Annotated in this window: 18 protein-coding genes, 2 tRNA genes and 1 pseudogene; 18 read left to right on the forward strand and 3 right to left on the reverse strand. The window is 72.5% G+C overall.

Annotation, left to right across the window (positions count from 1 at the left end; all coding sequences use genetic code 11):
* Positions 1–70 precede the first annotated feature (70 nt).
* Positions 71–1,135, forward strand: coding sequence for a hypothetical protein (locus GHR20_RS24125; protein WP_111582026.1), 1,065 nt, complete (start codon positions 71–73; stop codon positions 1,133–1,135).
* 11 nt (positions 1,136–1,146) lie between these two features.
* On the opposite strand, the gene GHR20_RS24130 is transcribed toward GHR20_RS24125, so the two are convergent.
* Positions 1,147–2,226: a M48 family metallopeptidase gene (locus GHR20_RS24130; protein ID WP_111582027.1), complete on the reverse strand. Its 1,080-nt coding sequence runs from the start codon at positions 2,224–2,226 to the stop codon at positions 1,147–1,149.
* Positions 2,227–2,326: 100 nt separating this feature from the next.
* Between GHR20_RS24130 and GHR20_RS36885 the strand changes: the two genes are divergently transcribed.
* The 14 genes from GHR20_RS36885 (at position 2,327) to GHR20_RS37690 (ending at position 16,458) form a co-directional block, all read left to right on the forward strand.
* Positions 2,327–2,494 (forward strand): hypothetical protein, encoded by a 168-nt coding sequence (locus GHR20_RS36885; protein WP_181516042.1) that lies wholly within the window; start codon positions 2,327–2,329, stop codon positions 2,492–2,494.
* A gap of 131 nt (positions 2,495–2,625) precedes the next feature.
* On the forward strand, positions 2,626–2,781 hold the full coding sequence (locus GHR20_RS36890) for a hypothetical protein (protein WP_181516044.1): 156 nt from the start codon (positions 2,626–2,628) through the stop codon (positions 2,779–2,781).
* A 56-nt stretch (positions 2,782–2,837) separates the two neighbouring features.
* Entirely contained in the window at positions 2,838–3,551 is a 714-nt protein-coding gene (gene nadD, locus GHR20_RS24135; RefSeq protein ID WP_153814349.1) for a nicotinate-nucleotide adenylyltransferase, read from the forward strand.
* Positions 3,552–3,567: 16 nt separating this feature from the next.
* Complete coding sequence (locus GHR20_RS24140) at positions 3,568–5,382, forward strand: LCP family protein (RefSeq protein ID WP_153814350.1); 1,815 nt, start codon at positions 3,568–3,570, stop codon at positions 5,380–5,382.
* A gap of 148 nt (positions 5,383–5,530) precedes the next feature.
* A complete protein-coding gene (gene rsfS / locus GHR20_RS24145) occupies positions 5,531–5,974 on the forward strand; it encodes a ribosome silencing factor (RefSeq protein ID WP_153814351.1) in 444 nt (147 codons plus the stop codon).
* On the forward strand, positions 5,974–6,642 hold the full coding sequence (locus tag GHR20_RS24150) for a histidine phosphatase family protein (protein ID WP_111582522.1): 669 nt from the start codon (positions 5,974–5,976) through the stop codon (positions 6,640–6,642). The genes rsfS and GHR20_RS24150 overlap by 1 nt, the downstream gene beginning before the upstream one ends.
* Positions 6,643–6,738: 96 nt before the next feature.
* Positions 6,739–6,811: transfer RNA gene (locus GHR20_RS24155), tRNA-Ala, on the forward strand.
* A 134-nt stretch (positions 6,812–6,945) separates the two neighbouring features.
* Positions 6,946–7,179: a hypothetical protein gene (locus GHR20_RS24160; RefSeq protein WP_037655034.1), complete on the forward strand. Its 234-nt coding sequence runs from the start codon at positions 6,946–6,948 to the stop codon at positions 7,177–7,179.
* Between the two features lie 139 nt (positions 7,180–7,318).
* Positions 7,319–7,391: transfer RNA gene (locus tag GHR20_RS24165), tRNA-Ala, on the forward strand.
* Between the two features lie 250 nt (positions 7,392–7,641).
* Entirely contained in the window at positions 7,642–10,515 is a 2,874-nt protein-coding gene (leuS, locus tag GHR20_RS24170) for a leucine--tRNA ligase (protein ID WP_153814352.1), read from the forward strand.
* A gap of 128 nt (positions 10,516–10,643) precedes the next feature.
* Positions 10,644–11,300 (forward strand): hypothetical protein, encoded by a 657-nt coding sequence (locus GHR20_RS24175; protein ID WP_111582031.1) that lies wholly within the window; start codon positions 10,644–10,646, stop codon positions 11,298–11,300.
* A 126-nt stretch (positions 11,301–11,426) separates the two neighbouring features.
* Positions 11,427–12,272: a DegV family protein gene (locus tag GHR20_RS24180; protein WP_148023801.1), complete on the forward strand. Its 846-nt coding sequence runs from the start codon at positions 11,427–11,429 to the stop codon at positions 12,270–12,272.
* Between the two features lie 212 nt (positions 12,273–12,484).
* Positions 12,485–13,438 carry a ComEA family DNA-binding protein gene (locus GHR20_RS24185; RefSeq protein ID WP_153814353.1) on the forward strand — a complete coding sequence of 318 codons (954 nt, stop codon included), beginning with the start codon at positions 12,485–12,487 and terminating at the stop codon, positions 13,436–13,438.
* A complete protein-coding gene (locus tag GHR20_RS37690) occupies positions 13,435–16,458 on the forward strand; it encodes a ComEC/Rec2 family competence protein (protein WP_243878120.1) in 3,024 nt (1,007 codons plus the stop codon). Before GHR20_RS24185 ends, GHR20_RS37690 begins: the two co-directional genes overlap by 4 nt.
* On the opposite strand, the gene GHR20_RS24195 is transcribed toward GHR20_RS37690, so the two are convergent.
* Positions 16,455–17,018 (reverse strand): DUF3761 domain-containing protein, encoded by a 564-nt coding sequence (locus tag GHR20_RS24195; RefSeq protein WP_153814354.1) that lies wholly within the window; start codon positions 17,016–17,018, stop codon positions 16,455–16,457. The genes GHR20_RS37690 and GHR20_RS24195 overlap by 4 nt on opposite strands.
* Positions 17,019–17,272: 254 nt before the next feature.
* On the opposite strand from GHR20_RS24195, the pseudogene GHR20_RS24200 reads away from it, so the two are divergent.
* From GHR20_RS24200 to holA, 3 genes and pseudogenes are all read left to right on the forward strand, one after another.
* Positions 17,273–18,162, forward strand: a pseudogene (locus tag GHR20_RS24200) (YceI family protein).
* A gap of 41 nt (positions 18,163–18,203) precedes the next feature.
* Positions 18,204–18,449 (forward strand): hypothetical protein, encoded by a 246-nt coding sequence (locus GHR20_RS24205; RefSeq protein ID WP_111582035.1) that lies wholly within the window; start codon positions 18,204–18,206, stop codon positions 18,447–18,449.
* 153 nt (positions 18,450–18,602) lie between these two features.
* Positions 18,603–19,592, forward strand: coding sequence for a DNA polymerase III subunit delta (gene holA, locus GHR20_RS24210; protein ID WP_181516056.1), 990 nt, complete (start codon positions 18,603–18,605; stop codon positions 19,590–19,592).
* 247 nt (positions 19,593–19,839) lie between these two features.
* On the opposite strand, the gene rpsT is transcribed toward holA, so the two are convergent.
* Positions 19,840–20,106, reverse strand: a complete 267-nt coding sequence (rpsT, locus tag GHR20_RS24215; RefSeq protein ID WP_111582037.1) for a 30S ribosomal protein S20 — start codon at positions 20,104–20,106, stop codon at positions 19,840–19,842.
* Positions 20,107–20,307: the final 201 nt, after the last annotated feature.

Genomic DNA, 20,307 nt, shown 5'->3' on the forward strand with positions numbered 1-20,307 from the left:
GTGAGGAGTTGTCAGAAGTTGTGGCGGAGCGGGGCGTTTACCCCGGGCCCCCGGAACCCACTCTGAAAGTATGGGCGGGCCTGGAGACCCACCGGAGGGGACACCCGAGGGCGGCCCCGGCGGTGCGGAGGACGAATACCGATCCGTCGTCTTCGACGAGTCGTTCGTCCGCGCTGCCCGCCTCCAGGAGTACTCGGCCGAGGAGCGGATGGCCGACCACGCGCTCGCCGTGCGCCGCCGGCCGCTGCACCGGGGCCTCGTCCGCCAGGCGATGATCCTGGTCCTGCTGATCGCCGTGGCCTTCGGCACCGCCGTCTACATGGGGGTGCGCCATCCGTACGACTCCGCCGAGGCCCCGCGGCCCGTGGAGCCCCTGCGGATGACGGTCATACCGCTCGCCCCGCAGGGCCGGGTGCCCGGCGGGGCGGACGCGGAGACGCTGTACGCGCACAGCCCCGCCGCACAGTTCGACATCGGCGCCGAGGGGGTCCCGCTGCCGGCCGCGCGGGGCACCGCGCACTTCTCCGACAGCCAGGTCATGACGGCGCTGACCACGGCCAAGGACTACATCGTCCGCTCCTCGCTCTACCCGGAGGTGCTCACCGGGCACGGGACGGCCCCCGCGCGGGCGCTGGTGGACTCCGACCAGCTCGCCCAGTTCGACCAGAGCTTCGGCCGCCCGGCGGCGGACGGACGGCACGCCCCGACCGGCTGGCTGGTACGCCTGGACCCGGCCCGCGACCGGCTGGCCGACGACCGGATCCGGGTCCGGGGCGTGCTGCGCCTCACGGAGGCGGACCCGGCGACCCTGGAGGTCAGCGCCGACCACACCTTCGTCTACGCCCTGCGCCCCACCGGCACCGCGAGCGCCCCCGTCTCCCTCTTCACCGTCCGCCGCGCGCTGACCTTCCGCTTCACCCGCGACGACCTGCGCACCCGCCAGGTCCAGCTGACCACGGCCTATGTGGAGGCCGGCCCGCTGTCCTGCGCCGCGGACTCCACGTCGTACCTCCACCCCCTGCTGGCGGGCCAGGCCCCCCACCCGGGCGCCCCCGCGGGCACCGATCCGTACCGGACGGACAGCCCCGCCTCCCTGTGCGGCACGCTGGCCACGGGGGCGCAGCCCAGGGCGTGAGGCGGAAGGCCCTACTCGGCCGCCGGCGCCGGGCCGCCCTTGGCCGGCGGGGGGCTCTTGAAGCCGTCGAAGCCGCGCTTGACCCGGCCGCCCAGGTCGCCCGCGCCGCCCGCCAGGTCGCTGACCAGCTTCATCAGCGGGTCCTTGGAGTCCTTGACATCGCTCGCGTAGCTCGCCGCGGACTCCCGGAAGGAGTCGCTGACCTTGGTGTCCTTGTCGTCGTCGCGGCGCGGGTAGTGGCCGTCGACGATCCGCTGGTAGTCCCGCGACTCGGCCCACTTCTTCAGCTCGGCGGCGCGCACGGTGGTGAACGGGTGCGAGCGCGGCAGCACGTTCAGGATCTTCAGCACGGAGTCGCGCAGGTCGCCGCCGGCGTCGTACTCCTCGGCCTGCTCCAGGAACGCGTCCACGTTCATCTCGTGCAGGTGGTTGCCGCCCGCGATCTTCATCAGGCCGCGCATCGAGGCCCGTACGTCCTGGCCCACCAGCAGTCCGGCCCGGTCCGCGGAGAGTTCGGACTTGCGGAACCACTCCCGCAGCGCCGCGATGATCGCCATCATCGCGAGATTGCCCAGCGGGATCCACGCGACCTTGACCGCCAGGTTCGTCAGGAACAGCAGGACGGTGCGGTACACGGAGTGCCCGGACAGCGCGTGTCCGACCTCGTGGCCGACGACCGCCCGCATCTCCTCCTCGTCCAGCAGCTCCACCAGACCCGTGGAGACCACGATGATCGGCTCGTCCAGGCCGATGCACATCGCGTTCGGCTGCGGGTCCTGGGTGACGTACATCGGCGGAACCTTCGGCAGGTCCAGGATGTAGCAGGCGTCCAGCAGCATGTCGTGCAGATGGCCGAACTGCCGTTCGGAGACGCGCACCGAGTCGGACAGGAACAGCAGCCGCAGGCTCCGCTCCGGCAGCAGCCCGCTCAGGGCCTTGAACACCTGGTCGAACCCGCTGAGCTTGCGCAGCGCCACCAGGGCGGACCGGTCCGCCGGGTGCTCGTACGCCCGCGAGGAGATCCCCGGGAAGCGCGCCCGCTGCCTGCCGGGCACCCGCTCGTGCCCGCTCTGCCGATCGCCGTCGTGCATGTCTTCCCCCAAGTGCGTGTGAGTGCGGTGAGCCCCCGAGGCGGGGTTCAGCCTAGGCGGAGATACCGTGGACGGGCAGACAGCCGAAGGAGTCCACGCCATGGAGCACCACCCCGCAGCCGCCCGGCTGACCGAGGCCGCAGCGAGCGCCGCCCAGCAGCAGGGGGGCGGAGGCGACATGCTCCGCATCGTGCTGCTCGTGATGATCGTGGGCTGCGCGCTGACCGCCTGGTTCCTGCTGCGCGGCTACAAGCAGAAGGACGACTGACGGGCGGCCGGAGTTCCCCGCCCCGGCCCCCTCGCTTCCCAACGGCGGAGTCGGCGTGATCGCCGCAGGACCGCCCGCATACGATGAGCCGACGTCTTTATCCCGCCCACACGCGATAGGTCCTGTCGAAGATGATGCTCACCAGCGCCGCAGCCCCGCTGCTCTCCCTCGCCGCCGAAGAGGGCGGCCACCACGACAGCCTGAACCCCGCCATCACCGGCGGCGCCGCCTTCATCGTCCTGCTTCTGCTGCTGTGGATCACCACCCGCTTCAACCGCGACCGCTGAGCCGGGGGACCGGCCCCGGCCGGACGCCGAGGACCGGGCCGGTAGGGTCTGCACGCATGGGAGAGCAGGACATGCCTACCGGTCCGGCACACGATGACGCCGCCGACGCCGACGCCGCCGCCGACATGACCGACCAGCCGCAGTACCGCCGGCACCGGCCGGGCCACGGCCCCGCCCGCTCCGGCAAGCGGCGCCTGGGCGTCATGGGCGGCACCTTCGACCCGATCCACCACGGGCACCTCGTGGCGGCCAGCGAGGTCGCCGCGCAGTTCGAGCTGGACGAGGTGGTGTTCGTGCCCACCGGCCAGCCGTGGCAGAAGTCCTACCGCCAGGTCTCCCCGGCCGAGGACCGCTATCTGATGACGGTCATCGCCACCGCCGAGAACCCGCAGTTCTCCGTCAGCCGCATCGACATCGACCGCGGCGGCCCCACCTACACCGTGGACACCCTGCGCGACCTGCGCGCCCTCAACCCGGACACCGACCTGTTCTTCATCACCGGTGCCGACGCCCTCGCCCAGCTGCTGACCTGGCGCGACAGCGAGGAGCTGTTCTCCCTCGCGCACTTCATCGGCGTCACCCGGCCCGGCCACCACCTCAGCAACCCCGGACTGCCCGAGGGCGGCGTCTCGTTGGTCGAGGTCCCGGCGCTCGCCATCTCCTCCACGGACTGCCGTGCGAGAGTCGCCAAGGGCGACCCCATCTGGTACATGGTGCCGGACGGAGTAGTGCGCTACATCGACAAGCGCGAGCTGTACCGCGGCGAGTGAGCCGAGAGGGGCACCGGTGAACGACCGATACGACGCGGGGCAGTACGAGATCGTCGGCTACGACGAGTACGGACAGCCCGTCTACCGCCAGGTTCCGGCACAGCAGGCTCCGGGCGGGTCCTACGACCCCTACGCCCAGCAGCAGGGATACGGCTACGACCCCTACGGCACCGGCGCCTCCCAGCCGAACCAGCCGAACCAGCCGAACCAGCCGTACGGGTCGTACGGCACCGGGCAGCAGCCGCAGGTGCCGTCGCACCCCTCGGACGACGGCGGTTACCCCGGCGGCGACGGCTATTCCGGCGGCGACGGCTACGGCGGGTACGACCCGGGGTACGACCCCTACGGAACCCAGAGCCCGCAGAGCCAGGGGCACGGGGGGAATTCCGGGTACGACCCCTACGGGCAGGCCGCGAGCAGCGGACAGCAGCCCCGGGTCGCCGAGCAGACCGCGCACATCCCCCAGCAGGCACGCCCCCAGGACCCGCCCCGGCACAACCCCTACGCGGAGCTCGCGAGCGACGACGCGGACGACGGGCACGCGACGGGCGAACCGGACTACCACACCGAGCAGTTCGCGTTCGTGGAGGAGCCGGACGGCGACTCCGAGGACGTCATCGACTGGCTGAAGTTCACCGAGAACCGCACCGAGCGCCGCGAGGAGGCCCGCCGCCGCGCCCGCAGCCGGCTCGTCGCCCTCGGCGTCGTCCTCGCCCTCGTCGCGGCCGGCGGCGTCGGCTATCTCTGGTACGCCGGGAAGCTGCCCTTCCTGTCCTCCTCAGGCGCCGGCGGGGGCGCGGCGGTGGCGGCCGGTGCCCAGAAGCGCGACGTGATCGTGGTCCATCTGCACAACACCGGCAAGCGCGGCACCTCCACCGTGCTGCTGGTGGACAACACCACCACGAAGCGCGGCAGCACCGTCCTGCTGCCCAACTCCCTGGCGCTGACCGACGACGACGGTTCCACCACGACGCTCGCCAAGTCGGTGGACGACGACGGCTCCTCCGGCACCCGCGACCAACTGGACACCGTCCTCGGCACCAACATCCAGGGCACCTGGCGGCTGGACACGCCCTACCTGCAGAACCTGGTCGACCTCGTCGGCAACATCGACATGGACACCAATGTCGACGTGCCCGACCCGGACAGCAAGAAGAAGGGCGCCGAGCCGCTCGTCTCCAAGGGCGCCGACCAGACCCTCAGCGGCAAGATGGCCGTCGCCTACGCCACCTACCGGGCCCCCGGCGAGTCGGAGAACGCCCAGCTGGAGCGGTTCGGGCAGGTCATGCAGGGCGTGCTGCGCAAGATCTCGACCGACGCCTCGGACGCCACGGTCACCGTGCAGAGCCTCGCGCAGATCCTCGACCCCTCGCTCACCGACAAGGACCTCGGCACCTTCCTGGCCAAGCTCGCGGGCCTCGCCAAGGAGGGCGACTACAAGACGGCCCTGCTGCCGGTGCGGCCGGACGGCACGCTCACCGCGCAGACCAGCGACAGTGTGGTCAAGGACATCCTCGGCGGCACCGCCAAGAGCCCCGACGCCGGCAGCGCGGTCCGGGTCTCGGTGCAGAACGCCACCGGGGTCAAGGACGACACCGAGCAGGCCCGCGTGGTGCTCCTGAACGGCGGTTTCACCTTCCTGGAGGGCGGCAGCGGCGGCAGCCGGGCCACCTCGAAGGTCGTCTACCAGGACGCCTCCGACAAGCAGAACGCCACCGAGGTCGCCAAGACCCTCGGCCTGCCCGCGGGCTCGGTCGGCAAGGGCCCGGTCTCCTCGGGCGCCGACGTCTCGGTGGTCCTGGGCCAGGACTACAAGCCGTCCGGTTCCTGAGCGCCGGTTCCCGAGCGTGCTCCGGGGCGCCTCCCGCGATACCCCGGCTCGCGCGGGGCGCCCTTCGCGTCGCCTTTGATCGCGTGGGGTGCCCCCGGCGGTCCGTGAGACCCTTGAGGTTCAGTGCCCGTCGACGGAAAGCCACGCAGTGACCGCCACCGATCGTTCCCTTGAGCTCATCACCACCGCCGCCCAGGCGGCTGCCGACAAGCTCGCCCATGACGTCATCGCCTACGACGTCAGCGACGTCCTGTCGATCACGGACGCCTTCCTGCTCGCTTCCGCGCCGAACGACCGCCAGGTCAAGGCCATCGTCGACGAGATCGAGGAGCGCCTCCAGCAGGAGCTCGGCGCCAAGCCGGTGCGCCGCGAGGGCGACCGCGACGCCCGCTGGATCCTGCTCGACTACGTCGACATCGTGGTCCATGTCCAGCACAGCGAGGAGCGCGTCTTCTACGCCCTGGAGCGGCTGTGGAAGGACTGCCCCGAGCTGGAGCTGCCCGCCGACGCCAAGGCGACCCGCGGCAAGGGTGAGGAGCACGCCAAGCTCCTGGAGTCCGAGGCCGACGAGGAGCCGGGCGGGCAGTGGTGATGAGCGCCACGGGTGAGGTGACCGACCGCAGGGACCGGGGCCGCCGCGTCATCCTGTGGCGGCACGGCCAGACCTCGTGGAACGTGGAGCGTCGCTTCCAGGGCAGCACCGACGTCCCGCTGACCGAGACCGGCATCGGGCAGGCCCGCCGCGCCGCCCGGCTGCTGGCCTCGCTGAACCCCGACGCGATCGTCTCCTCGGACCTGACGCGGGCCGCGGACACGGCCGCCGAGCTGGCCGCGCTCACCGGTCTCGACGTCACCCGCGACGAGGGCCTGCGCGAGACCTACGCGGGCGTCTGGCAGGGGCTGACGCACACGGAGATCATCGCCCGCCACGGCGACGAGTACGCCGCCTGGAAGCGCGGCGAGGCGATCCGCCGTGGCGGGGGCGAACTGGAGACCGAGGTCGCCGACCGGGCCGCGCCCGTCGTCCTGCGGCATGTGGAGAAGCTGCCCGTGGACGGCACCCTGGTGGTCGTCAGCCACGGCGGCACCATCCGCACCACCATCGGCCGGCTGCTCGGCCTCCAGGCCCCGCACTGGGAGAGCCTCGGCGGTCTCTCCAACTGCTGCTGGTCCGTGCTGGGCGAGGGCGCGCGCGGCTGGCGCCTGCTGGAGCACAACGCGGGCACCCTCCCCGAGCCGGTCCTCGGCGACGACGACTGAGCCCGCGGCGGCTCCGCACCCCCGGATTTCACTTTCCGGCAGGTCACAGGCTAAAGTTCTTCTTGTTCGCCCCGCCGAGCGGGAAGAACACAGCAAGGGGCTATAGCTCAGTTGGTAGAGCGCCTGCATGGCATGCAGGAGGTCAGGAGTTCAATTCTCCTTAGCTCCACAGGAGGAAGATCCCGTCCCCGTCAGGGGGGCGGGATCTTCTGTTTGTGCTACTGAAGCGTCGCTGACCGTGTCGGTCCCCTCGTGGCAGAATCGGACGGCCGGAAGGGGGCGCGGTCCGACGGGAGCTGATCGATGGGTGCACACAGGCGGAAGTGCGACTGGTGCGGCAGCGGTACGCCCATCGTGCGCGACATGGAGCCGGTCAACGCCGACTACCAGTACTGGTGCGAGGAGTGCGCGCGGGCGCTGATCATAAAAGGCGACCCCATCGAGACGTACCGGGAGCTGGAGGGCGAGCCGATCTACGGTCGCCTCCTGGAGGAGCACTGCACCCTCAAGCGGTTCTACTCCTTCGTCGCCGCCTGAGCCGGGCAGCGTGGATCGATCATCATAGAAACGGACATTCGCGACCAATTGGTCGCAGTGGAAACCGATTTGGCGCTCCGGCCCGGTGCCTGTAATGTTTACGACGTCGCCAGGGGAACCGGGCGGAGAAACAAAACAAGGGGCTATAGCTCAGTTGGTAGAGCGCCTGCATGGCATGCAGGAGGTCAGGAGTTCAATTCTCCTTAGCTCCACAGAAGTCGAGAGCGGATCATCCAAAAGGATGGTCCGCTCTTCGCCTATTCGCGCCCTACGTCCCCGTCGGATCGACGCCTGCGGTACCCTAGGCGCCATGCGTGCCGTACGCCTTCTGCTTAGCGGGCCGCGCTGATCAGTACCGACCCCGGTGGTACCCGTGAGGTCGGCATCGGCGCGGCGTCCCCTCCTGCGTGAGGGGATTTTTCATTTCTGCAGGCAGAGACGATCGATGGAGCTTTGAGGATCATGAGCGAGACGAACCCCGCTGCCGCCGCGCCACCGGCGGAGGCCGCCCCGTACCGCTACACGGCCGCCATGGCCGCCGAGATCGAGGCACGCTGGCAGGACGTCTGGGACGCCGACGGCACGTATGCCGCCGACAACCCCGAGGGCGACCTGGCGGGCGAGGGCGCCGGCAGGCCCAAGAAGTTCATCATGGACATGTTCCCGTACCCCTCCGGCGCCGGCCTGCACGTCGGCCACCCGCTGGGCTACATCGCCACCGACGTCTACGCCCGGTTCCAGCGCATGACCGGCCACAACGTCCTGCACACCCTGGGCTTCGACGCCTTCGGCCTGCCCGCCGAGCAGTACGCCGTGCAGACCGGCACGCACCCGCGCGTGTCCACCGAGGCCAACATGGAGAACATGAAGGCCCAGCTGCGCCGGCTGGGCCTGGGCCACGACAAGCGCCGGTCCTTCGCCACGATCGACCCGGACTACTACAAGTGGACCCAGTGGATCTTCCTGCAGATCTTCAACTCCTGGTACGACGACGAGGCCCGCAAGGCCCGTCCGATCGCCGAGCTGATCGCCCAGTTCGAGACCGGTGAGCGCGCGATCGAGGGCACCACGCGCGGCTGGAACGAGCTGACCGCAGCCGAGCGCGCCGACGTCCTGGGCGAGTACCGCCTGGCCTACGCCTCCGACGCGCCGGTCAACTGGTGCCCCGGCCTGGGCACCGTGCTGGCCAACGAGGAGGTCACCGCCGACGGCCGCTCCGAGCGCGGCAACTTCCCCGTCTTCAAGTCCAAGCTGCGCCAGTGGAACATGCGCATCACCGCCTACGCGGACCGCCTGCTGACGGACCTGGACGAGCTGGACTGGCCCGAGGCCATCAAGCTGCAGCAGCGCAACTGGATCGGCCGCAGCGAGGGCGCCCGCGTCGACTTCCCCGTCGACGGCGAGCGGATCACCGTCTTCACCACCCGCCCGGACACCCTGTTCGGCGCCACCTACATGGTGCTGGCGCCCGAACACCCGCTGGCCGACAAGTTCACCCCCGCGACCTGGCCCGAGGGCACCCGCGAGGCGTGGACCGGCGGCCACGCCACCCCCGCCGAGGCCGTCGCCGCCTACCGCGCCCAGGCCGCCGCCAAGTCCGACGTCGAGCGCCAGGCCGAGGCCAAGGACAAGACCGGCGTCTTCACCGGTGTCTTCGCCGTGAACCCGGCCAACGGCGAGCAGGTGCCCGTCTTCATCGCCGACTACGTGCTGATGGGCTACGGCACCGGCGCGATCATGGCCGTCCCCGCGCACGACACCCGCGACTTCGCCTTCGCGCGCGCCTTCGAGCTGCCCGTGCGCTGCGTGGTCGAGCCGACCGACGGCCGCGGCACCGACACCGCCGGCTGGGACGACGCGTTCGCCTCGTACGACGCGACGATCGTCAACTCGGCCGGCGAGGGCATCACCCTGGACGGCCTGGGCGTCACCGAGGCCAAGGCGCGCATCACCGAGTGGCTGGAGCGCAAGGGCATCGGCCGGGGCACCGTCAACTTCCGGCTGCGCGACTGGCTGTTCAGCCGCCAGCGCTACTGGGGCGAGCCCTTCCCGATCGTCTACGACGAGGACGGCATCGCACACGCGCTGCCCGAGTCGATGCTGCCGCTGGAGCTGCCCGAGGTCGAGGACTACAGCCCGCGCACCTTCGACCCCGACGACGCGAACACCCGGCCCGAGACCCCCCTGTCGCGCAACGACGAGTGGGTCCACGTCACCCTGGACCTGGGCGACGGACCGAAGAAGTACCGCCGCGAGACCAACACCATGCCCAACTGGGCCGGTTCCTGCTGGTACGAGTTCCGCTACCTGGACCCGCACAACGACCGACAGATGGTCGACCCGGAGATCGAGCGCTACTGGATGGGCCCGCGCGAGGGCCAGCCGCACGGCGGTGTCGACCTGTACGTGGGCGGCGCCGAGCACGCCGTGCTGCACCTGCTGTACGCCCGCTTCTGGTCCAAGGTGCTGTTCGATCTGGGACACGTCTCCTCCGCGGAGCCGTTCCACAAGCTGTTCAACCAGGGCATGATCCAGGCGTACGTCTACCGCGACAGCCGGGGCATCGCCGTGCCGGCCGCCGAGGTGGAGGAGCGCGACGGCGCGTACTGGTACGAGGGCGAGAAGGTCAGCCGCCTGCTGGGCAAGATGGGCAAGTCGCTGAAGAACGCGGTGACCCCGGACGAGATCGCCGCCGAGTACGGCGCCGACACGCTGCGCCTGTACGAGATGGCCATGGGTCCGCTGGACGTCTCCCGCCCCTGGGACACGCGCGCGGTCGTCGGCCAGTTCCGGCTGCTGCAGCGGCTGTGGCGCAACATCGTGGACGAGAACACCGGCGAGCCGACCGTGACCGACGCGGCGCCCGACGAGGACACGCTGCGCGCCCTGCACAAGGCGATCGACGGAGTGCGCCAGGACCTGGAGGGCCTGCGCTTCAACACCGCCATCGCCAAGGTCACCGAGCTGAACAACCACCTGACCAAGGCCAACGCCGCCCTGCCGAGGTCGGTGGCCGAGCGGCTGGTGCTGATGGTCGCCCCGCTGGCCCCGCACGTCGCCGAGGAACTGTGGCGCCGCCTGGGCCACACCGACTCGGTCGTCCACCGGGACTTCCCGGTCGCCGACCCGCGGTACGTGGTGGACGACACCGTGACCTGCGTCGTCCAGATCAAGGGCAAGGTCAAGGCCCGCCTGGAGGTGCCCCCGGGCATCTCCGAGGAGGAGCTGGAGAAGGTGGCCCTGTCCGACGAGAAGGTCGTCGCGGCACTGGACGGCGCGGGCATCCGCAAGGTCATCGTGCGCGCGCCGAAGCTGGTGAACATCGTTCCGGCGTAATCGCGACGCCTCTCGGGGTCCTCCCCTACGGGCAGGTTCGGGGTTCTTCTGGAACCTCGGGCCTGCCCGTTGCGTTTACCGTTGAGGAGTGCCGCGACGCGCGGCGCACCTGCCCGAGGAGGAGCGCCGTGGAAGCAGTGATCATCGTCATCTCCCTGTTCTTCCTGGCCTTCGTCGCCCTGGGCGCCTATGCCACGATCAAGGTGGTGGGCGCCGCCAAGCGCGGCGTGGACCGCACCATCGTCCAGGCCCGGCGCACCGTCGAGGACCAGACGCTGCGTGCCAAGTCCTTCGCCCAGGTGGGCCCGGCCGCCGAGCTGGCCCAGCTCCGGCTCACCCTGCGCACCTCCATGCGCGCCACCCAGGACGCGCTCCAGGCGGGCGCGGCCGAGGACGAGTCGCTGAAGGAGTCCCTGGGCCTCTTCGAGCGCCTCAGCGCGCACGGACACGAGCTGGACGCCGACCTCAAGCGCCTGGAGTCCGAGCCCGACCGCGCCACGCTCGCCGCCCGGCTGCCCGGCCTGCGCGCCCGCACCGAGCGGATCACCCAGTCCGCCGACGCCCTGCGCTGGGCCGTCCGCGACCGCGCCCGCCGCTTCGCCGACGACGATCTCGGCACCCTCAGCGCCCAGATCGACATCGAGGCCGACGCCCTGCGCCACTGGACCCGGCCCGGCGGCACCGAGGAGCCGGCCCCGGAGCCCGCGCCCCACTCCCTCACCCCGCCCACACCGCGCCCGTCCTACCCGTGGCAGAAGAGCCCCCGACCGGAGAGCACCACCTGACCGGCACCGCATCACCCGGGGCCCCGGGTTCGGTCGGGGCTCGATCCGGGCTTGCGGGCGCCATGCGCGGGCACACGTCAGGGGCCGGGCTGCCACGCGTGCGCCCCGGCGGGTAACCTCCAGCTCATGTCCCGCCATGTCGCCATCGTCACCGATTCCACGGCCTACTTGCCGCACCGGACGATGGAGCGGCACGGCATCACCGCGGTCCCGCTGACCGTGGTCCTCGGCGACCAGGCGCTCGAAGAGGGGACCGAGATCTCCACCCGTGCCCTCGCCCAGGCCCTCACCAAGCGGCGCTCCGTCACCACGTCGCGCCCCAGCCCCGAGGTGTTCGCCGAGACCTACCGCCGGGTCGCCGAGTCCGGCGCGCGGGGCATCGTCTCCCTGCACCTGTCCGGAGAGCTGTCCGGCACCTACGACGCGGCCGTCCTCGCGGCCCGTCAGGCGCCGGTGCCCGTGCGGGTGGTGGACACCGGGATGGTCGCGATGGCCCTCGGCTTCTGCGCCCTCGCCGCGGCCGAGACGGCGGAGGCGGGCGGCACCGTGGACGAAGCCGTCACCGCCGCCGAGAAACGGGCCGCCGGCACCTCCGCCTACTTCTACGTGGACACCCTCGACTATCTGCGCCGCGGCGGCCGTATCGGCGCCGCCCAGGCCCTGCTCGGCTCCGCGCTCGCGGTCAAACCCCTGCTCAGCCTCGACGGCGGCCGTATCGAGCTGCTGGAGAAGGTCCGTACGGCCTCGAAGGCGATCGCCCGCCTGGAGGAGCTCGCCGCCGAGCGCGCCGGGGGCGCGGAGGTCGACATCGCCGTCCACCATCTCGCCGCCCCCGAACGCGCCGCCGCGCTCGCCGACCGGCTGCGGGAACGGGTGCCGGGGCTGGGGGAGTTGCACGTCAGCGAGGTGGGAGCGGTGATCGGGGCGCACACCGGGCCGGGGCTGCTGGGGGCGGTCGTCTCACCGCGCTGAGGGGCGTCCGCGACCTCGCGGCGGGTGCGTTTCTGCCGCGGGTCCGCTTCCCCGCGGCGGGAGTGTCGCCTCGGCGCGACTGGGGTGGTGATCGGGTCGGGGCCCTGCGGAGAGTCACCCACACGAGTGGCCAAGTTATCCACAACCCGCCGGGTTTCCCCGGGAATTGACCAAGATCATCGCGAAGCGGCGGGATGCCCGATCCTCGTCGCATGGCACTTCGCTCACATCCTCGCACCGTCACCCCGACCAGCGGCCCCGGCCGCGGCCCCGCCTCCGACGTGCGCGTGCGGCAGCGCGCGTCCGAACACCGCCGTGTCCGGCACCGCGCGCACGCACCCACGGAGGACCTGCGGCGCCGGGCGGAGCTCCTCTTCGGCGAACAGGCCGTGCAGCGACGGGAGTCGGGAAAGACGCCGTCGGCCACTTACGAACCGGTGGACCGACCGCCGGAGCAACCGGACCCGCCGCCGGAGCACCCGGACCCGCCGCCCCCGGACTGGCGGGAGCGGGCCGGGACGGCGATGCGGGAGCGGCTGCCGGTGTGGCTGCAGTCGCGGTGCGGGGTGGAGCGGCGCGGGACGGTGGCGCTCGCCGTGCTGCTGGTGGTGGCCGCGCTGTTCGCCGTGCAGCACTTCTGGGCGGGCCGGCCCGAGCCGGTGAGCGCGCCCCCAGTGGTGCGCGCCCGGCCGACGTACGCGAGAACACCCGCCGCGAGTGGGGGCGGTACGGCGGCTTCGGGCGGGCAGATCGTCGTGGACGTCGGCGGCAAGGTCCGCGCTCCGGGAATCCGCCGGCTCCCCACGGGCTCCCGGGTGGCCGACGCGCTGCGGGCGGCGGGCGGGGTCCGGCCGGGCGTGAACACCGACGGCCTCAACCGGGCCCGCTTCCTGGTCGACGGCGAACAGGTGCTCGTCGGCGAGTCGGTGCCCGCCGTCGCCCCCGCCGGCACCGCGGCCCCGTCCGGCCCGGCCGCGCAGATCTCCCTCAACACGGCCACCGAGGACCAGCTCGACACCCTGCCGGGAGTCGGCCCGGTGCTGGCCCGGCACATCATCGACTACCGCACCCGGCACGGCGGTTTCCGCTCGGTGGACGAACTCCGCCAGGTCAACGGCATCGGCGACCGCCGCTTCACCGACCTCCGCGACCTGGTACGGCCATGAGCGCGACCCTTCAGCACGGCGCCGAGCCCGACACCGAGCCCCGCACCGCGCCCGACCCGGTGCCGGGCCCCCTGGACCTGCGCCTGGTACCACCCGCGCTCGCCGCCTGGGCCACGGCGGCGCTCACCCTGGACGCCCCGGCGGGCCGGACCGTGTGGATCGCGGCCGTCGCCCTGCTCGGCGGGATCGTCCTGCTGCGCGCGAGCCGGGCGGGCCCGGCACCCCCGGGCGCCCCGAGCGGCCGGCCCGCCTGGGCACGGGCCTCCCTCGCCGCGGTGCTCCTCTGCGTCGCCGCGTCGGCCACCTCCGCCGGATTGCAGGGCGCGGACGTACGGCGCGGACCGGTCCCCGCACTGGCCCGCCGCTCCGCCACCGTGACCGCCGACATCGAGCTGACCGGCGATCCATGGCTGAGCAGACCCCGGGTGCGCGGGGACCACACGGCACCGGCGGCGGTGCTGATCCGGGCCGAGGTGAGGCGCGTCGAGGAGGGCGACGGAAGGAGCACGCGGACTCGGGCGCCGGTTCTGGTGGTGGTCGACGCGGGGGCCGCGGGGCCGGAGGGGAGTGCCGGACCACCGCCCTTGCGGGGGAGCACCGAGGGGCCTGAGGTACCGGGCAGGGCGCGTGGGGCGGCCGGAGACGGGTCAGTGGCGGTGGCCGAAGGGTCCGGGACGCCTTCGGACGGGGTGATGGCGTCGGCCGAAGGGTCCGGGACGCCTTCGGACGGGGTGGCGGCGTCGGCCGAAGAGTCTGGGACGTCCTCGGACGGGATGGCGGTCTCGGCCGAAGGGTCTGGGACGTCCTCGGACGGGGTGGTGGTGTCGGGCGAGGCTTCCGGGGCGTCATCGGAGAAGGGGGCGGCGTCGGCCGGGGGTTCCCGGGCGCGCGCCGGGCAGGCGGGCTGGCTCGGGTTGCTGCCCTCCACGCGGTTGCGGGTGGGCGGGCGGCTGGCGCCCGCTCTCGTCGGGGGTGACCGGACGGCGGCCGTGCTCAGGGTGCGGGGGCTGCCCGGGGCGCGGGTCCTGGCGGGGCCGAGCACGGCACAGCGGTGGGCGGGGCGGCTGCGGGACGGGCTGCGGGCGGCGACCGACGGGCTGCCCGGGGACGCGCGGGCGTTGCTGCCCGGCCTGGTCGTCGGGGACACCGCGCGGATCACGCCCGAGCTGGACGACGCCTTCAAGGCGACCGACCTGACCCACACCCTCGCGGTCTCCGGCAGCAATCTCACCGTGCTGCTCGCCCTGCTCATCGGCCCGCCCGGCCTGGCCCGGCTGACCGAACGCCGGGGCCTGGCCCCGCGCCTGGGCCTCTCCCTCAGGGCGACCGCCCTGTCCGCGGGGGCGCTCACCCTGGGATTCGTGCTGGTGTGCCGGCCCGACCCGAGCGTGCTCCGGGCCGCCGTCTGCGGGGCGATCGCCCTGCTCGCCCTGGCCACGGGCCGCCGCAGATCCCTCGTCCCGGCCCTGGCCGCGGCCGTCCTGCTGCTGGTGCTGTACGACCCCTGGCTCGCCCGCGCCTACGGCTTCCTGCTCTCCGTGCTGGCCACCGGCGCCCTGCTGGTGCTGGCCCCGGGCTGGAGCGAGGGGCTGCGGCGGCGCGGGGTGCCGCCGAGGCTCGCCGAGGCGCTGGGCGCGGCCGCCGCGGCGCAGGCGGTGTGCGCACCGGTCGTGGCGGTGCTGTCGGCCCGGGTGAGCCTGGTGGCGGTGCCGTGCAATCTGCTGGCCGAGGCGGCGGTGGCGCCCGCGACCGTGCTGGGGTTCGCCGCGCTGGCGACCGCGCCGGTGGCGATGCCCCTGGCCAAGCTGCTCGCCTGGGGCGCGAGTTGGCCGACCCGGTGGATCGCGGGTGTCGCGCGGGCGGGGGCCGCGCTGCCCGGCGCGGGAGTGGACTGGCCGGGCAACTGGCCGGGGGCGCTGCTGCTCGCGGCGGTCACGGTGGCCGTCGTCCTGGCCGGGCGCCGGCTGGTGCGGCACCCGTGGTGGTGCGGGCTGTTCGGGGCGCTGCTCCTGCTGGCACTGGTGCGCCCCGCGCCGCTGACCCGGGTGGTGACGGGCTGGCCGCCGCCGGGATGGCGGTACGCGATGTGCGACGTCGGACAGGGCGACGCGACCGTGCTGGCGGCGGGCGCCGGTGCCGGGGTGGTCGTGGACGCCGGGCCCGATCCGGCGGCGGTGGACCGCTGTCTGAGGCAGCTGGGCATCACCCGCGTCCCCCTCCTCGTGCTGACCCACTTCCACGCCGACCATGTGGCGGGGCTGACCGGGGTGCTGCGGGGGCGGGAGGTGGCCGCGATCGAGACGACGGGGTTCGAGGAGCCCAGACAGGAGGCGGAGTTCGTCGAACGAGAGGCGGCCGGGCGGCATATCCCGGTCGTCCGGGCCGTCGCGGGCGAGGAACGGCGCACCGGCCCACTGTCCTGGCGGGTGCTGTGGCCACCGGCCGCCACGGGCCCACCGACGAGAAGCGGCCCGCTCACCGGACCGGGCCCGCTCACCGAACCTGGCCCACTCACCGGACCGGGCTCACCAACCGGACCCGGACCGCTCACCGGACCCGGCCCACTCACCGGCCCCGACTCGGTCACCGGACCCGGACCGGTCACCGAATCCCGTCCGGTCGCCGCCCCCGAGTTCGACGGGCCGAACGATGCCAGCGTGGCGCTGCTGGTCCGCACGGGCGGGCTGCGGCTGCTGTTGCTGGGGGACCTCGAACCCCCGGACCAGCAGGCGCTGTTGAGGTCTCCGGAGGCGGCGGGGATAGCGGGGGTGGATGTGCTGAAGGTGGCCCATCACGGATCGGCTTACCAGGACCCGGAGTTGATACGGCTCGTGGCACCCCGGGTGGCGCTCATCTCGTGCGGCACCGGGAACCCCTACGGGCACCCGGCCCCGTCGACGGTGGCCGCGCTGCGGGCCGGTGGCGCGCTGGTGCTGCGGACCGACCGGGACGGGGCGCTCGCGGTGGGCGGGGCCGGAGGCGCGGACCGGGAGGTGAGGGTGACGCGGGACGGGGCCTAGCGGTAGAAGACGGCCACGCCGCCGTGGTGCGAGCAGGCGCCCTGGTGGTGGGCGGCGTAGGAGTAGGTGCCGTCGTTGCACAGGGCGGTGGCACCGTTGCCGGCGCCGGTCGAGCCGCCCGAGGAGCCGGAGCCGCCGCCGCTGGACGAACCGCCGGACGATCCTCCCGACGAACCGCCGGACGAGCCTCCCGACGAACCCCCGGAAGAACCGCCCGACGAACTCCCGCCGCCGCCCGAACCGGTGGCCGGTGCGTGAGCGGTGACGGTCACCTTCACCTTGACGGTCTTGGTCTCCGTGACCGTCGGCGCGGGCTCGGGCGTCGCCGTCTCCGTGGCGGTGGCGGTCGCCGTGACCGTGGCGGCCGGCCGCACCTTGGCGGCCGTGGGCTTGGCGTCGGACCCGTCGTCCTGACCGCCGGCGCCGGCTCCGAGGCCGAGGAAGAAGGCGAGCCCGATGGCGGGCAGCACATAACGCTTGCGCGCCCACTTGGGGGCCGTACGGATGGGCGGCCCCGGCGGTTGCGGTGGCATGGCGTACGGCTGGTACGGGTTGCTCATGGGACCCCCCAAGGTGCGTCGGAGGTAAGACCGTAACTCCGCATGTGATGTTCATGTGAAGTTTTTGTGCGGAAGTCTCTTGTTCGTGATGCGGCGAAGGTGAGGCGAAAGGGGCATGGGGCGGTCAAATGCGCTCAGTTGCGGCGCATGCGCCGGATTCCCTTGATGTGGGCCCGTGTTGCCTCGAAAGCCGCAACGGTGATCGAATGGATCTTCGGCAACAGAAGATGTCGAGATGTACAGGGGTGCAGTGGATGTTCGGCCGCTGGCTGGGGAACCGGACGCACGGGACGCGACCGGCGAGCGCTCTGGGGCGGTTCGGACGCCGGCCGGGGCGGGGGTGATCGGCTGCCGGGTGGTCGATCCGGTCGACCAGCCCGTCACCGGGGCCGAGTTCACGGTCAGCGACACCATGGGGCGCAAGGTGGTGACCGGGGGGACGGACCCGTACGGATCGTTCCTGGCGACGGTGCCTGCGGGGGAGTACCGGATCGTGGTGACGGCCGAGGGGTACACGCCCTACCGGGCCACCGTGCTGGTCGCGGAGGACACCCTCGCCTCACTGGGTGATGTCACCCTCCAGGTCGCCCCGCCGCCGGAGCCGCCGGTGGCGGGTGAGTGGCAGCTCGACGCCGGGCACTCCTCGATCGGCTTCACCGCGCGGCACATCGGGCTGGCCCGGATCCACGGGCGGTTCAACTCCTTCGCGGGGGCCGTGCGGATCGCCGAGCGGATCGAGCGGTCGGCGATGCATGTGGTGATCGACGCGGCGTCCATCGACACCGGGGTGCGGATGCGGGACGACCATCTGCGGTCGGGGGACTTCCTGGACGTACGGCGGTTCCCGACGCTGGAGTTCTACAGCGACCGGTTCACGCACCGGGGCGGCAGCCGGTGGGCGGTCACCGGCGCGCTGTCGCTGCACGGGGTGACCCGCACGGTGTCGCTCGACACCGAGTACCTCGGGCTCGGCAACGGCATCGAGGGCGAGACGCGGGCCGCCTGCCGGGCCACCACCGAACTGCACCGGGACGACTTCACGGTCAGCTGGCAGTCGATGCTGGCCCGGGGGATCGCGGCGGTGGGGCCGAGCATCCGCGTCGACCTGGATGTGCAGCTCGTGCCCCAGGGACCCGAGGTCTGACCTGGCGGTCCGGCGCCCAGGGCGTGCCGGACAATGGCGGCGTGAGCGATGTGAGACATGTGCTGGTGCTGCCCGACCGGGACGCGGCGCAGGAGGCGGCGGAGGCGCTCGGGGAGCGGTTCGCCCTCGACGAGGAACCCCGGCTGCTCCGGGACGCGCTGGCCGGCGAGGACGATGCCGAGGACGCGCAGTGGCTGATCGTGCTGGCCGACGAGGCGGAGCGGCTGGACCCCCGTGAGCTGGACGAGTTCGCGGGGGAGTGGGAGGGATGGCGCGAGGAGCCGTAGCTCCTTCGGCCCGTGAGCCGCGAGGAGCCGTGAGCCGCGGAGCGTCGTGAGCCGCGGGGAGTCGTCGGCCCTGGGGCACTGTGAGCCGCGGGGAGCGGCGGCCGCGGCCTCGGGCCCGGGGCGTTGTCGGTGGGGCGTGGGATGCTTGGTGCGATGGCCAGGAAGACTGCGAATGACGATGTCCTCGCCCCGGTGACGCTTGCCGTGGGCCAGGAGGACCTGCTGCTGGACCGCGCCGTGCGGGAGGTGGTGGCCGCCGCGCGCGCCGCCGACGCCGACACGGATGTACGGGACCTGACCCCGGACCAGTTGCAGCCCGGCACGCTCGCCGAGCTGACCAGTCCGTCGCTGTTCGCCGAGCGCAAGGTCGTCGTCGTACGCGACGCGCAGGATCTGTCGGCCGACACCGTCAAGGACGTGAAGGGGTATCTCGGCTCGCCCGCCGAGGAGATCACGCTGGTGCTGCTGCACGCGGGCGGCGCCAAGGGCAAGGGCCTGCTGGACGCCGCGCGCAAGGCGGGGGCGCGGGAGGTGGCCTGCCCGAAGATGACCAAGCCGGCGGACCGGCTGGCCTTCGTGCGCGGGGAGTTCCGTACGGCGGGGCGGTCCGCGACGCCGGAGGCGTGCCAGGCGCTGTGCGACGCGATCGGCAGTGATCTGCGGGAGCTGGCGTCGGCGGTGGCGCAGCTGACCGCGGATGTCGAGGGGACCATCGACGAGGCCGTCGTCGGGCGCTACTACACCGGGCGGGCCGAGGCATCCAGCTTCACGGTCGCGGACCGGGCGGTGGAGGGGCGTACGGCGGAGGCGCTGGAGGCGCTGCGCTGGTCGCTGTCGACGGGGGTGGCGCCGGTGATGATCACGAGCGCGCTGGCGCAGGGAGTGCGGGCGATCGGGAAGCTGTCGTCCGCGCGCGGCGGCCGGCCGGGTGATCTCGCGCGGGAGCTGGGGATGCCGCCGTGGAAGATCGACCGGGTCCGGCAGCAGATGCGGGGGTGGACGCCGGACGGGGTGTCGGTGGCGATGCGGGCGATCGCGGAGGCGGACGCCGGGGTGAAGGGCGGGGGCGACGATCCCGAGTACGCCTTGGAGAAGGCGGTCGTGGTCATCGCCCGCGCCGCCCGTTCCCGGGGGCGCGGGTAATCACCCGGGGGGCGGAGAACCGGAGAAGGGCCGCCCCCGTCCCCGCCCCGCCCCGCCCCGCCCCCAGAGCATGCCGAAAACCCCGCCCCCACCCTGGGGAAGGGCGGCGGCGGGGTTCTCGGTTCACGATGCTGAAGCCTCACCCGCGTGGCGAACGCAGGCCGCGTGAGGCTTCGGGGCTGCCGGTCGGGAGCGGATGAGAGAGGGCCCGCTCTTGGTCTTTCCGGCGGTCAGATCAAAGGGAAGTTCAGCCCTTGACGGACGCGACCTTGGAAGCAAGCGCCGACTTCTTGTTGGCGGCCTGGTTCTTGTGGATGACGCCCTTGGAGACGGCCTTGTCGAGCGCACGCGCGGCGGCGCGCTGCAGCTCGGTCGCCTTGGCGGTGTCACCCGCGGCAGCGGCCTCGCGGGCCTTGCGGATCGCGGTCTTCAGGGAGGACTTGACGGCCTTGTTGCGCAGCCGAGCCTTCTCGTTGGTCTTGATCCGCTTGATCTGGGACTTGATGTTCGCCACGAAGGAGCCTTTTCAGGTTCAGGCACGGGGCCGTACAGGTCCCGAGCCGGTGATCCAAAATTTCTCTGATCGTGCCTCGGGCCGAGAGGGCATGAGGCACAGCCATCTACAGTACCAGTGGCCCTGCGAGCGGCCCAAAACGCCCTTCGGTCCCTCCGCGTGGGACCATGGAGACTACGTATCGATCCGACCCGAGGCATA

The organism is Streptomyces sp. SUK 48 (assembly GCF_009650765.1).
Taxonomy (GTDB): domain Bacteria; phylum Actinomycetota; class Actinomycetes; order Streptomycetales; family Streptomycetaceae; genus Streptomyces.